We start from the raw sequence: 12,599 nt of genomic DNA, 5'->3' as shown, positions 1-12,599 counted from the left end.
TCACTTCAGCAGTGAGCGCGGCGAAACCGGCTGACAAACCGTCACCCCCGGCCGTCCGGCACGAGGTCCGGGCGGGTGAAGATGCCGTACGAGAAGCCCTCGGCGTGGATGACCGAGTCGGTGATCGTCACCCCGTGGGTGAGCAGCGGGGCGGTGGGCAGCGGGCGGTCGAGGGGGAGGTGGGCGGGGGTGCGGCGGGGGTTGACGACGACCAGGTGGGTGCCCGCGCGGAGGTAGGCGAACGGGTAGCCGGTGTGCAGGAGTTCGACGGTGGCGTCGGGCCCGAGGGCGGGGTGCCGGCGGCGCAGCGCGATCAGGCGGCGCACGTGGTGCAGCAGGGAGGCCGGGTCGGCGCGCTGGGTGGCGACGTCGGGGCGGTCGGGGTCGGGGTCGAGCGGCAGGTAGAGCCGGTCCGCGGGGGCGGTGGAGAAGCCGGCGTCGGGGCCGGCGTCCCACTGCATGGGGGTGCGGCAGCCGGCCCGGTTGTAGTCGGGGCCCAGCACGCTGCCCTCGGTGTCGGGCAGGTCCGGGACGTACCGCATGCCGATCTCGTCGCCGTAGTAGATCGCCGGGACGCTCGGCCAGGTGAGCTGGAAGGCGAAGGCGGGGGCGAGTTGGTCGCGGGTGCGGGGGCCGCAGGCGAGGCGCGAGTAGTCGTGGTTGGCGGTGGGCAGGACGGCGAAGCCGTGGCCGGTGACGGCCTCGGTGGTGCGCTGCCACTCGGTGGTGAACTCGCGCATCGAGCCGCGGCCGGCGGCGTCGAAGTAGCAGGGCTCGGCGGGCCAGTGTTCGTGGACGGTGCCGGTGCGGTTGTCCCACAGCGAGCGCAGCGGCGCGCCGTCGGCGGGGCCGCCGAACTGGAGGAAGAAGTCGCCGTGGAAGCCCATCGGGACGGACCGGGCGGGGTCGCCCCACTCGGCGAGCAGTACCGCGTCGGGGTGGTGCTCGTTCAGCCAGCCGCGGGTCGCGCGCCACAGCCGGCCGGTCTCCACGAACCCCGGGTCGTCCTTGACCAGCGAGGACGCCATGTCGACCCGGAAGCCGGAGATGCCGAGGCCGAACCAGTGCGCCATGATCTCGCGCAGCGCGGCCCGGTTGGCCCGCGGGCCCTCGGCGTCCACCGGCTGGCGCCACGGTTCGGCCGGATCGGTGCGCGCGTAGCCGAAGTTGAGGGCGGGTTGGAAGTCGAAGAAGTTCGGCTTGTACCAGCCGGGGCGGCGGCCGGGGGAGGCGACGAAGCCGGGCGCGGGGCGGTCGGACCAGATGTAGCGGTGGTCGGCCGGGTCGGCGGCGGAGGCCGTGAACCACGGGTGCCGGTCCGAGGTGTGCCCGGCGACCAGGTCCAGCAGCACCCGGATGCCCAGCCGGCGGGCGGCGTCGGCGAACTTGGCGAGGTCCTCGGGGGTGCCGTAGCGCGGCGCGGTGGTCAGGAAGTCCGCGACGTCGTACCCGGCGTCGCCGAACGGCGAGGCGAAGCACGGGTTCAGCCACACCGCGTCGACGCCGAGCCAGGCCAGGTACTCCAGCCGCTCGGTCAGTCCGGCGAAGTCGCCGATCCCGTCGCCGTCGCCGTCCGCGAAGCTCTGCGGGTAGATCTGGTACAGCACCGCGTTGCGCGCCCACTCGGTCCCCACGGTGGTTGCCTCTCGTCCGGTTCGGCTCTCCGCCCTCCTCCCAGCCATGCCCGGTCGGCGCCCGCGGGAACCGGTCGCCGCGCTGATCCGCCGTCAGCGTCCGCCTGGTGGACGGGGGGCAGCGCGGCGGCGGACCGCTCGGCTAGGGTGCGGGCCATGATCCCGTTGGTGAGCCGTCGACACGCCGACCTCGGCCGTGCCACCACCACGGGTTGTCGCCGCGTCGTCTGACGCGGCCCCGATCGCGCTGCCGGTGGACGGCGGCGCACCCCTCCGTACCAGGGCCGTTCACCCCTTTCCGGGCGGCCCGGTACCCGTGCGCGCGGGGGCCGTCCGGTGTCCCCCTCCGCCTACGGAACAGGACCCCGCCATGCCTGCACGCCTCCGTTCAGCCCTGCTCGGCACCGCCCTCGCGGCCGTGGTCGCCGCTAACGCCTGGCCGGCCGCCGCGGCGACCGCCTACGGTCCGCTGCCGCCGCAGAACCCGGCGACCGCGCCGAACGGCACCGCCGGGATGCACGGCGACTCGGCGTCCAGCGACACCACGCCGTACCCGGGCCCGGGCACGGCGCCGGTCGACTGGAGCCGGACGGCGCTCGCCTCCGCCTGCCCCACCGTGGTGGTCGGCGCGGACGGCCTGCCGGTGGCGCTGTGCACCTCGATCTTCGGGCAGAACCCGACGGTGTACCTGCTCGACCCGGGCGACGGGCACAAGCTGGCCGAACTCGGGGTGCCGAAGGGCGCGCTGTTCGGCGGGGTGTACGCCTACCTGGACCAGCACGACGCGCTGGTGCTGGTCGACGGCGCGCACGACCTGCTCCGGATCGGCCACCACCGCACCGCCCAGGGCTGGCAGTTGACGACCGATCAGAGCACCTCGCTGCGGGGCGCGATCCCGGACGGCGACGACGTGGTCGGCCTCAGCCCGGGCTGGGACGGCAAGGTGTGGTTCGCCACCGGCGGTGGCCTGGTCGGCACCGTCGACACCGACACCGGGGCGGTGCGCACGCTCGCCACCGGCGAGGGGGTGGCCAACAGCATCTCCACCGTCCCGGGCCACACCGCGGTCGCCACCGACCATGCGCTCTACCTGTTCGGCCAGGCCGCCGACGGCACCCCGGTGGTGCAGTGGCGGGCCGCCTACGACCGCGGTCCGGGCCGCAAGCCGGGCCAGCTGAGCTGGGGGACGGGCGCCACGCCGAGCTTCTTCGGGCCGGGCGACGGCACCGAGTACGTGACCATCACCGACAACGCGGCGCCGCACGAGAACCTGCTGGTCTACCGGGTGGACGGCGGCCCGGTGCCGGTCTGCGCCGTCCCGGTGCTCACCCGGAAGGCGGCCAGCGGCACCGAGGACGCCGTGATCGCCTCCGGGCGCAGCGTCTTCGTCACCAACACCTACGGCTACCCGTACCCGGCGCTGCCCGCGGGAGCCCCGGCCAGCGTGCCCGCCTCGGCCTCGTTCGAGGGCGGGCTGGCCCGGGTCGACCTGGACGCCTCCGGAACCGGCTGCCACCCGGTGTGGGAGAGCGACGCCAAGTCGGCGGCGCTGCCCCGGCTCTCGGTCGCCGACGGGAAGATCTACACGGTCACGGTGAGCGGCCCGACCGACTCGGTCGGCGCGCAGACCTTCGCCACCTACGCGCACGCCGTCCTCGACCCGGAGACCGGGGCCCGGGTGGCCGGCTCCGCGTTCGGCATCGGGCTGTTGTACAACCCGCTGCAGATGACCGGCACCACCGCCCCCGACGGCACGCTCTACCAGGGCACCGAGACCGGGGTGCTGCGGATCACCCGGCGCTGACCGGCGCCGTCCAACCGTCAGCTGACGCACCGTCAGGGCAGCGTCCCGGGAAGCCGCTTCCCGGGACGCGGCGCATCCGGTGCCGAATTTCCCCCGCCGCCGGGAAGCCGTCCCTACCTGCCGGGAACCCCCGCTCCCTAGGTTGCCAGGCGCAACAACGTCTGTTGACGGAACCCGAGTTGACGAGGGGGAAGTGTGGCTGACCTAGAGGTGGGCGTGCTGGCGATCGGCGCAGGCCCGGCGAACCTGGCGCTGGCGGCGGCGATCGAGGAGAGCGGATCGACCGAACTGGCCGAGCGCACTCTGCTGTTGGAGCAGGCCCCGGACATCAAGTGGCAGCGTGACCTGCTGATGCCCTGGGCACGCAGCCAGGTGTCCTTCCTGAAGGACCTGGTGACCCTGCGGGATCCGCGCAGCCGGTTCTCGTTCCTGAACTTCCTGCACCAGCACGGCAGGTTGGACCAGTTCATCAACCTGGGCACCTTCCACCCGCACCGCTGGGAGTTCTCCGACTACCTGCAGTGGGTGGCCGCGTCGCTGGAGAAGGTGCGGATCCGCTACGACGCCAAGGCGACCGCCACCGAGCCGCTGTACGACGAGGCGGGCCGGCTGACCGGCTGGCAGGTGACCCTGGCCGACGGCGACACCATCCGCTGTCGCGACCTGGTCATCGGCGCGGGCCGGGACGCGCACCTGCCGTCGGTCTTCGCCGAGCTGCCCGCCGAGCGGGTGATCCACAGCGCCCGGTTCCGCAGCCGGATCGCCGCCGTGGACAAGGACGCCCCGCTGCGCGCGGTGGTGGTCGGCGGGGCGCAGAGCGCCGCCGAGATGTTCCTCGCGGTCTACGAGAACCTGCCGAACGCCAGCGTCACCATGCTGGTCCGCTCGATCGGCCTGCAGTCGTACCAGACCAGCAAGTTCGTCAACGAGCTGTTCTTCCCGTCGTTCGTCGACGAGTTCTTCGAGGCCCCGGCCGAGATGCGCGCGCAGGTGCTGGACGAGATGCGGTTGACCAACTACGCGGGCCTGGCCCCGCCGTTCCTGGACGAGCTGTACCTGATGCTCTACCGCGAGAAGATGATCGGCACCGGCCGGGCCGAGGTGCAGGCGATGACCGAGGTGGTCGCCGCCCGCGAGGAGGACGGCGAGGTGGTGCTCGACCTGCGCGACCGGCGCACCGAGAAGATCACCGAGCACCGCTGCGACCTGGTCCTGCTCGGCACCGGCTACGACAGCCGGATGCCCGGGCTGGTCCGCGAGCTGACCGAGAAGGCGGGCCTGCCGGAGGTCGTGGTGAGCCGCAACTACCGGGTCGACCTCGGCGAGACCGCGGGCGGCGCGCTCTACCTGCAGGGCGTCAACGAGGCCACCCACGGCATCGCCGACTCGCTGATCAGCGTGCTCGCGCACCGGGCCCGCGACATCACCGGGGAGCTGGTCGACCGGCACGCGGCCGCCGCGCAGGGCAGCCGGTGATGGGCCGTCTCCTGGTGGTCGCCCCCGGACCCACCGCCAACGGCGACCTGCACCTGGGACACCTCGCCGGGCCGTTCCTCTCCGCCGACGTGTGTGCGCGCTACGCCCGCGCGGCCGGCCGGGACACCCTGTTCGGCACCGGCGTGCACTTCACCCAGAACTACATCGTCACCACGGCCCGCCGCCTCGGCGAGCCGCCCGAGGAACTGCGGCTGCGCGCCGCCGAGCAGGTCGAGGCCACCCTCGGCGCGGCCGGCATCGTCCCCGACGGCTTCGTCCGGTTCGACGACCGGTACGTCAAGACGGTCCTCAACTTCTTCGAACGCCTGCACACCGAAGGCAGGTTGAGGCTCCGTCCGGTGGCCTTCCCGTACCTGCCGGACACCGGGGAGTTCCTCACCGACGCCTACGTGCGCGGCGGCTGCCCGGTCTGCCTGGGCGAGGGCTGCGCCGGGCTGTGCGAGAACTGCGGGCACTGGATCGCCTCCGGCGAGCTGATCGACCCGCGCTCCACCCGCTACCCGGACGCTCCGGTCGAGCTGCGCGAACGCGAGGTGCTGGTGCTGCCGCTGGAGGAGCACCGGGCCGCGCTGACCGCTTACTTCGCCCGGCTGGCGCCCACCATGCGGCCCCGACTGGCCCAGCTGGTCGAGGAGTTGATGGCCGCCCCGCTGCCCGACTACCCGATCACGCTGCCGATCGACTGGGGCATCCCGGCGCCGTTCGCGGAGACCCCCGGCCAGGTGCTGTACTCCGACACCGAGACCATCGCCTGGAGCCTGCACACCATCGCGCTGGCCGCCGAGGCCCGCGGCGAGGTGCCCGGCGACGACGAGCGGCACTGGGCGGCCGACGCCGGACCCGAGGTGGTGTACTTCTTCGGCTCCGACGCCAGCTTCGCCTTCGCGCTGGCCGGCACCGCGATGCTGCTCGCGCTCGGCGGCCTGGCGCTGCCCGCGCACTACGTCACCAACGAGTTCTACGAGCTCGACAGCGACAAGTTCTCCACCAGCCGCGGCCACCTGGTGACGGGCCGTCAGCTCGCCGCCGAGGTCCCGCGGGACCTGATGCGCTACTACCTGGCCGCCACCGGACCGGACTTCCAGCGCACCAACTTCACCCGCGCCGCGATGGACCGGGTCTGCCGGCAGCGCCTGGTCGAGCCCTGGAACCGGGTCGCCGACAAGGCCGAACGGCACCTGGACGCCCGAGAGTTGAAGGTCAGCGACGCCTCCCGGCAGGCCGGCCGGCTGCTGCTGCGGCGGTTCGCCGCCGCGCTGGAGCCGCGCCGGTTCAGCCTGACCGCCGCCGCCTTCACCCTCACCGAGCAGCTCGGCCGGCTCGACCGCTGGGAGGTCACCGCCGAGGACGCCGGCGACTTCTGGCACGAGCTCGACCTGTTCCTGCGCTGCGCCGCCCCACTGCTGGTCGACCTGGCCGCCGAGGGCCTGCCGGAGGCGGCGATCCCCGCCGAGCCGCAGGCCCGCACCGTCCGCCCCCGGCCGCTGCCCAGACTCGCCGGCGGCCGGCGGTGACCAGCGCCGCCGCGCACGTGGTGGTGGTCGGCGCCGGGGTCACCGGGCTGCTCACCGCCGTCGCCTGCGCCCGGGCCGGGCACCGGGTCACCGTGCTGGAACGCGGCCCGGTGCCCAACCCCGACGCCACCTCCTACGACCAGCACCGGGCGATCCGCACCCTGCTGCCCGGCGACCCGGACGGCACCGCCGACCGGCTCGTCGCGCAGCGGCACTGGCGGGAGCTGGAGGCGTTGTTCGGCACCGAGCTGTACCGCCGGGTCGGGGTGCTCAACTCCTGGCCCGCGCACCGGCTGCCGGAGGTCGAGGCGGAGGCCGACAAAGCCGGCGTCGCCGTCGAACGGCTGACCGCGGAGCAGCTGCCCCGGCTCGGCCTGCCCGCCGGCACCGTCGGGGTGCGCGAGCACTCCGGCGGGGTGCTGCTGGCCGACCGGGTGCTGCGGGCCGCGGCCCGCTGGCTGTCCGTCCGGCCCGGGGTGGCGCTGCGCCCGTACAGCGCGGTCACCGCGGTCTTCCCGGACTCCGGGCGGGTCGTGCTCGGCGGCGGCGAGGTGGTCCGCGGACAGTTGGCGCTGGTCTCGGCCGGCCCGTGGACACGTGAACTGACGGACCGACAGGTCCGGTTGTACCGCCAGACCATGCTCTACCTGCGCCCGCCCGAGCCGGACGCCGACTGGTGGCGGCAGGCGCCGGCGGCCGGCGGGCTCGGCCGGGAGGGCCGCGGCTGGGTGCTCCCGCCCGGCGCGGGCGCCCTGCTCAAGCTCAGCTCGGACACCGTCTGCCGGCCCGCCGACAGCACCGACAGCACCGGGGAGGACCAGCGCCCCCACCTCGACCGGCTGGCCGAGGAGGGCGTGCTGCCCGGCCTGGAGCGCTACCCCGTGGCGGCCGTGCGGGTCTGCCACTACACCGCGGACGCCGCCACCGGCGGTCCGCTGCTCGCCCGGGTCGGCCCGGGCGTCTGGGTCCGCGCCGCCTGCGGCGGCAGCGGCTTCTCCACCGCGCCCCTGGTCGCGGAACGCATCGCCACTGCAGCGAAGGAGGCGGCATGACCGACGACGACAAGCCACCGATCGGAGTCCTCGACACGCTCAGGGCCACCCCGACCACGGTCCGGTACCTACTCGGCGGCGTCCTGGTCAACCAGCTCGGCGCGTTCGTCCAGACCTTCCTGGTGCTCTACCTGACGCACCGGGGGATGTCCGACGGCACCGCGGGCTTCGCCCTCGGCGCGTACAGCCTGGGCACCGCGGTCGGCACCGTGCTCGGCGGCGAGGCCACCCAGCGGCTCGGCGCGCGCGCCACCATCGTCATCGCGATGGCCGGCTCCGCACCTCTGGTCGCGCTGCTCCCGCTGCTGGCCCGGCCCGGGCTCATCGCCCCGCTGCTGCTCGCCGTCGCCGGGGCGGGCATGTTCGCCCAGTCGTACCGGCCGGCCGCCTCGGTGCTGCTGAGCGACCTGATGCCCGAGCGGTACCACGTGATGGCGTTCTCGATGATGCGGATCGCCCTCAACGTCGGCGCGGCGCTCGCCCCGCTGATCGCCGCCGGAGTGATCCTCCTCGACTGGGACCTGCTGTTCTGGGTCGACGGCGCCACCACCCTGGTCTACGCGGCGCTCGCCTACCGGCTGCTGCCGCGGCACGCGGTGCCCGAGCACGCCGCCGAGGAGCGCGGCGACGAGCAGCGCACCACCGGCCGGGCGGCCTACGCGGCGATGCTGCGCGACCGCCCCTACCTGGCCTACCTGGTCGCCATCGTGCTGGGGACGATCGCCTACGTGCAGTCCTCGGTCTCGCTGCCGCTGGAGATAGTCCACGACGGCTACCCGACCTGGCTGTACAGCGCGGTGCTGGCCACCTCCTCGGTGGTGCTGATCACCTGCGAACTGAAGATCACCGCGTACATCACCCGGATCCCCACCTACCTGGCGGTCGGCGCGGGCCACGCGCTCAACGCGATCGGGCTGGCGGTGTACGGGCTGGCCGTGCACTCCGGGGTGTTCGTGATGCTCGGCGCGGTGGTCTACGTCGCCGGACTGATGACCGCGGCGCCCAGCATGTTCGCCCACCCGGCGACCTTCCCGTCCGCGCTGAAGGCCCGCTACCTCGCGGCCATGCACACCGTCACCGGCCTGGCCGGCGCCTGCGCGCCGCTGTTCGGCGTCTTCCTGTGGACCCGGCTGCACTCGGGCTTCTGGCTGGTGATCGGCGTGATGACCGCCGTGGCGGGCGTGTTCGCGACGCTCGGCATCAAGGGCACCGCGGAGCAGCGGGCCGCCGCCGAGGCGGCCGAGCCGGAAGTGGTCGGAGGGAAGGCATGAGCCCGCGACCCGCGGCCGCGCGGCCGGTGCTGATCATCGGTTACGTCGCCTTCGCGGTCCCCGGCATCGCCGCGTTCCAGCCCGCCGACTCCGTGGTCTACGTCGAGGAACCGGACGTCGCCCGCAAGCGGCACCTCGACGAGGCGGTCCGCGAGATCGGCTTCGCCCGCGGGCTGATCGAGTGGGAGTACCACCTGCCGGGCCGGGCGGACGCCTTCTTCGCCGCCCACCCCGGGCTCGACCCGGTCGCGGTGATCCCCGCCGTGGAGTACGCGGTGCCGTTCGCGGCCCGGCTCGCAGAGCGCTACGGGCTGCCCGGGGCGAGCCTCGGCGCGGCCCAACTGCTGCGCGACAAGCACCTGCTGCGCACCGTCGCGGCCGCCGCCGGGATCGCCAACCCGGCCTCCGAGCCGGTGCGCAGCGCCGCCGAGCTGGCCGACTTCCTGGCCCGGCACCCGGGCCCGGCGGTGCTGAAGCCCGCCAACCGGCAGGCGTCGGTCGGCACCCGGGTGGTCGGTTCGCCCGAGGAGGCCGAGGAGGCCTGGGCGTTCGGACAGGTGCAGGACGAGGGGGTGTTCGTCCCGGACCGGCCGATCGAGGGCGCGATGCTGGCCGAACGCTTCGTCAGCGGACCGGAGTTCAGCGTCGAGATGCTGGTCGCGGGCGGCCGTCCGGTGTTCGCCAACTCCACCGGCAAGGTGCTCTACCCGGGCCCCTACCCGATCGAGGCGGGTCACACGGTGCCGGCCGACCTGCCCGAGGAGCAGCGCAAGCTGCTGGTCACCGAGACCGAGCGGCTGGCCGCCGCGGTCGGCTTCGGCGACGGGGTGCTGCACTGCGAGTGGATCCTGGAGGACGGCGTCCCGGTCCTGGTGGAGTGCGCGGGGCGGCTGCCCGGCGACTCGATCACCGACCTGATCGAGGCCGCCTACCCCGTCGCACTCGTGCGCGCCTACTTCGCGCTGATGAGCGGCGAGCCGTTCGACCCGCTGCCCGAGCGGGCCGAACGGGCCACCGCCGCCCGCTTCCTGGCCCCCGACGGCCCCGGCACGGTCAGCGCGGTGCACGGCCTGGACGAGGCCGCCGCCGCCGAGGGCGTGCAGCTGGCCGTGGTCGGCGTCGGCGCGGGCCACCGCACCGGCGGGCTGCGCAGCTCCTGGGACCGGGTCGGGATCGTCACCACCCTGGCCGACACCCCCGCCGAGGCCCGCCGCCTCGCCGACGCGGCCGCCGCCCTGGTCCGGATCGCACTGGACACCACCGAGGAGACCTCATGACCCAGCGTCAGGAAGGGGACGCCGTGACAGGCGCCGGCACGCTGCTGGTGATCGGCAGCGGACTGAAGGAGTACCGCGAGTACCTGGTCGGCCCGATGAGCCGCCGCGCCCGCGCCGCCGGGCTGGAGCTGCTGCTGGTGAACAACCTGCGGCCGACCTGGCAGCGCGAGTACTTCGACGAGATCGTGGTCGCCGACGTGTTCGACACCGAGGTGATGAACGCGACCGTCCGCGAGATCGCCGCCCGCACGCACATCGTCGGGCTGCTCTGCTGGGACGAGCCGCTGGTGCTGGACGCCGGACTGCTGGCCGCCGAACTCGGCGTCCCGGGCCTGTCCGAGCGCGGCGTGCGCGGGGTGCGCGACAAGGACCGCACCCGGACCGTGCTCACCGCCGCCGGCCAGCGCCAGCCCGGCTTCGCGCTCACCACCGACCTGGACGAGGCCCGCGCGGCCGCCGAGCGGATCGGCTACCCGGTGGTGCTCAAGCCGCGCGCGATGGGCGCCAGCATCGGCGTGGTGTTCGCCGCCGACGCCGCCGAACTGGACGAGGCGTTCGCCACCGCGCTGTCCGCCAGCGAGGTCGACCCGGGGCCGTACCGGGCCAGCGTGATCGTCGAGGAGTACGCGGGCGGGCCGGAGATCAGCATCGACGGCGCCGTCCACAAGGGCGAGTACCTGCCGCTGTTCCTGGCCCGCAAGTACAGCAGCGACGAGCCGTACTTCGAGGAGGTCGGCCACATCGTCGACGCCGCCGACCCGCTGCTCGCCGACCCCGCCCTGCTGCAGGTGCTGGCCGACGCCCACCGGGCGCTCGGCGTGGAGGACGGCATCACCCACACCGAGCTGCGGCTCACCGACCGCGGCCCGCTGATCATCGAGGTCAACGGGCGGCTCGGCGGCGACCTGATCCCGCTGCTCGGCCGGATCGCCACCGGCCTGGAGCCGGGCGAGGTGCTCTTCGACATCGCGGTCGGCCGCCGCCCGGAGATCGCGCCCACCCGCACGGCGGTCGCCGGGATCCGCTTCGGCTACCCCGAACAGGACTGCCGGCTCGAGGCGCTGACCCTTCCCCAGCCCGGGGACGCCGAGGGCCTGGTGCACGCCGCGCCGATGGCCCCGCCCGGCACCGTGCTGCGGCTGCCCCCCGGCGGTTACCTGGCCCGGCACTCCTTCGTGGTCTGCGAGGCGGACACCCTGGCCGCCTGCGAGCGCCGCCTCGACGACGCCGCCGCGCTGGTCCGCACCGTCACCTCCGAGGTGGACCCCGCCGACCCGCAGGCCCCGTTCGCCATGCCCGCCGGACTCCTGGATGTGGACCGATGACCGCAGACACCCCGCTCGACGCCACCGAGATCCTGCGCCGCGCCCGCGAGCTGGCGCCCGTCCTGCGCAAGCGCGCCCCGGAGGTCGAGGCCAACCGCACCCTGCCCGCCGACGTGGTCGAACTGCTGCGCGCCACCGGCGTGTTCCGCATCGGCCACGGGCCCGGGACGGGCGGCCCCGGCCTCACCTCGGTGGAGCAGCTGGAGGTGATCGAGGCCCTCGCGTACGGCGACGCCTCCGCCGCCTGGTGCGCCGGGATCGGCGCGATGGGCGGCGCGATCACCAACTTCCTCACCCCGGACGCGGTCCGCGCCCTCTACCCGAGCCCCGACCTGATCACCGCGGGCTCGCTGGCCCCGGCCGGCCGGGCCGAGCGCGTCCCCGGCGGCTACCGGCTCAGCGGCCGCTGGTCGTTCGGCTCCGGCGTCCGGCACGCCGACTGGGTGACCTCCGGCGCGTTCGTCTACCAGGACGGCGAGCCCTGGGCCGCCCCCGGCAGCGCGCACGCGCACGACTCGATGCAGTTCTTCGTCCCGGGCTCCGCCGCCGAGCCGGTCGACAACTGGGACACCACCGGCCTGTGCGGCACCGGAAGCAGCGACTACACCCTCACCGACGTGTTCGTCCCCGAGGGGCACACCTTCACCTTCTTCGAACCGCGGGTCGCGCCCAACCCGATGGCCTGGTCCGACTCCTTCATGCGCGCCCTGCCCGGCGTCCCGCTCGGCATCACCCGGGCCGCGCTCGACCACGTCCGCGAGGTCGCCAGCACCCGCTACGACCGGATGGCCGGCCGCAGCTGGGCCGAGAGCTGGCGGGTGCAGACCGAACTAGCCCGCTGCGAGGCCGAGTTCAACGCCAGTCGGGAGGGCGTGTACGGCGCGACCCGCCGCCAGTGGGAGGTGCTCGCGGCCGGCGGCACGCTGGACGACCTCACCCCCACCGAGCGCGGCGCCGTCCCGCTGTCCGGCCTGCAGGCCGTCCACACCGCCCGCTCCGTGGTGAGCCGGCTCTACGACCTGCTGCAGACCTGGTCGATCAACCGGGACTCCCCGATGGACCGCTGGCTGCGCGACACCGCCGTGCTGAGCCAGGGCCAGATCGGCCACGACGTCGTCCTGGAGTCGGTCGGCGCCTACCTGCTCGGCCGCCCGCCGCTGGTCCGGATCGGCCTCGGCATCCACGGCTGACCGCCAACCACCCGACGCAGAAGGAGAAGTGACCA

Annotated in this window: 9 protein-coding genes; 8 read left to right on the top strand and 1 reads right to left on the bottom strand. The window is 74.3% G+C overall.

Features of this window, described 5'->3' with window-relative positions:
• Positions 1 to 41 precede the first annotated feature (41 nt).
• Positions 42 to 1,634, bottom strand: a complete 1,593-nt coding sequence (locus AB0K51_RS16370) for an alpha-amylase family glycosyl hydrolase (RefSeq protein ID WP_363455058.1) — start codon at positions 1,632 to 1,634, stop codon at positions 42 to 44.
• A gap of 370 nt (positions 1,635 to 2,004) precedes the next feature.
• Between AB0K51_RS16370 and AB0K51_RS16365 the strand changes: the two genes are divergently transcribed.
• The 8 genes from AB0K51_RS16365 (at position 2,005) to AB0K51_RS16330 (ending at position 12,564) form a co-directional block, all read left to right on the top strand.
• Positions 2,005 to 3,438, top strand: coding sequence for a hypothetical protein (locus AB0K51_RS16365; protein ID WP_363455056.1), 1,434 nt, complete (start codon positions 2,005 to 2,007; stop codon positions 3,436 to 3,438).
• 195 nt (positions 3,439 to 3,633) lie between these two features.
• Entirely contained in the window at positions 3,634 to 4,914 is a 1,281-nt protein-coding gene (locus AB0K51_RS16360) for a SidA/IucD/PvdA family monooxygenase (RefSeq protein WP_363455053.1), read from the top strand.
• Positions 4,914 to 6,449: a class I tRNA ligase family protein gene (locus tag AB0K51_RS16355; protein ID WP_363455050.1), complete on the top strand. Its 1,536-nt coding sequence runs from the start codon at positions 4,914 to 4,916 to the stop codon at positions 6,447 to 6,449. The genes AB0K51_RS16360 and AB0K51_RS16355 overlap by 1 nt, the downstream gene beginning before the upstream one ends.
• Positions 6,446 to 7,501 (top strand): FAD-dependent oxidoreductase, encoded by a 1,056-nt coding sequence (locus tag AB0K51_RS16350; protein WP_363455047.1) that lies wholly within the window; start codon positions 6,446 to 6,448, stop codon positions 7,499 to 7,501. The genes AB0K51_RS16355 and AB0K51_RS16350 overlap by 4 nt, the downstream gene beginning before the upstream one ends.
• Positions 7,498 to 8,772: an MFS transporter gene (locus tag AB0K51_RS16345; RefSeq protein ID WP_363455045.1), complete on the top strand. Its 1,275-nt coding sequence runs from the start codon at positions 7,498 to 7,500 to the stop codon at positions 8,770 to 8,772. Before AB0K51_RS16350 ends, AB0K51_RS16345 begins: the two co-directional genes overlap by 4 nt.
• Positions 8,769 to 10,049: an ATP-grasp domain-containing protein gene (locus AB0K51_RS16340; RefSeq protein ID WP_363455042.1), complete on the top strand. Its 1,281-nt coding sequence runs from the start codon at positions 8,769 to 8,771 to the stop codon at positions 10,047 to 10,049. Before AB0K51_RS16345 ends, AB0K51_RS16340 begins: the two co-directional genes overlap by 4 nt.
• Positions 10,046 to 11,374 carry an ATP-grasp domain-containing protein gene (locus AB0K51_RS16335; protein WP_363455040.1) on the top strand — a complete coding sequence of 443 codons (1,329 nt, stop codon included), beginning with the start codon at positions 10,046 to 10,048 and terminating at the stop codon, positions 11,372 to 11,374. The genes AB0K51_RS16340 and AB0K51_RS16335 overlap by 4 nt, the downstream gene beginning before the upstream one ends.
• A complete protein-coding gene (locus AB0K51_RS16330; RefSeq protein ID WP_363455037.1) occupies positions 11,371 to 12,564 on the top strand; it encodes an acyl-CoA dehydrogenase family protein in 1,194 nt (397 codons plus the stop codon). Before AB0K51_RS16335 ends, AB0K51_RS16330 begins: the two co-directional genes overlap by 4 nt.
• Positions 12,565 to 12,599: the final 35 nt, after the last annotated feature.

Origin of the sequence: Kitasatospora sp. NPDC049285, assembly GCF_040678815.1 — a bacterium.
Taxonomy (GTDB): Bacteria; Actinomycetota; Actinomycetes; order Streptomycetales; family Streptomycetaceae; genus Kitasatospora.
Note: the sequence above shows the minus strand (reverse complement) of the source record. Positions and strands in the feature narration are given on the sequence as shown.

What these genes read in the sequence shown, in the direction of transcription:
- AB0K51_RS16365 (WP_363455056.1), top strand. Translation starts at nt 2,005, where the DNA reads ATGCCTGCACGCCTCCGTTCAGCCCTGCTCGGCACCGCCCTCGCGGCC.
- AB0K51_RS16355 (WP_363455050.1), top strand. Translation starts at nt 4,914, where the DNA reads ATGGGCCGTCTCCTGGTGGTCGCCCCCGGACCCACCGCCAACGGCGAC.
- AB0K51_RS16345 (WP_363455045.1), top strand. Translation starts at nt 7,498, where the DNA reads ATGACCGACGACGACAAGCCACCGATCGGAGTCCTCGACACGCTCAGG.
- AB0K51_RS16340 (WP_363455042.1), top strand. Translation starts at nt 8,769, where the DNA reads ATGAGCCCGCGACCCGCGGCCGCGCGGCCGGTGCTGATCATCGGTTAC.
- AB0K51_RS16335 (WP_363455040.1), top strand. Translation starts at nt 10,046, where the DNA reads ATGACCCAGCGTCAGGAAGGGGACGCCGTGACAGGCGCCGGCACGCTG.
- AB0K51_RS16330 (WP_363455037.1), top strand. Translation starts at nt 11,371, where the DNA reads ATGACCGCAGACACCCCGCTCGACGCCACCGAGATCCTGCGCCGCGCC.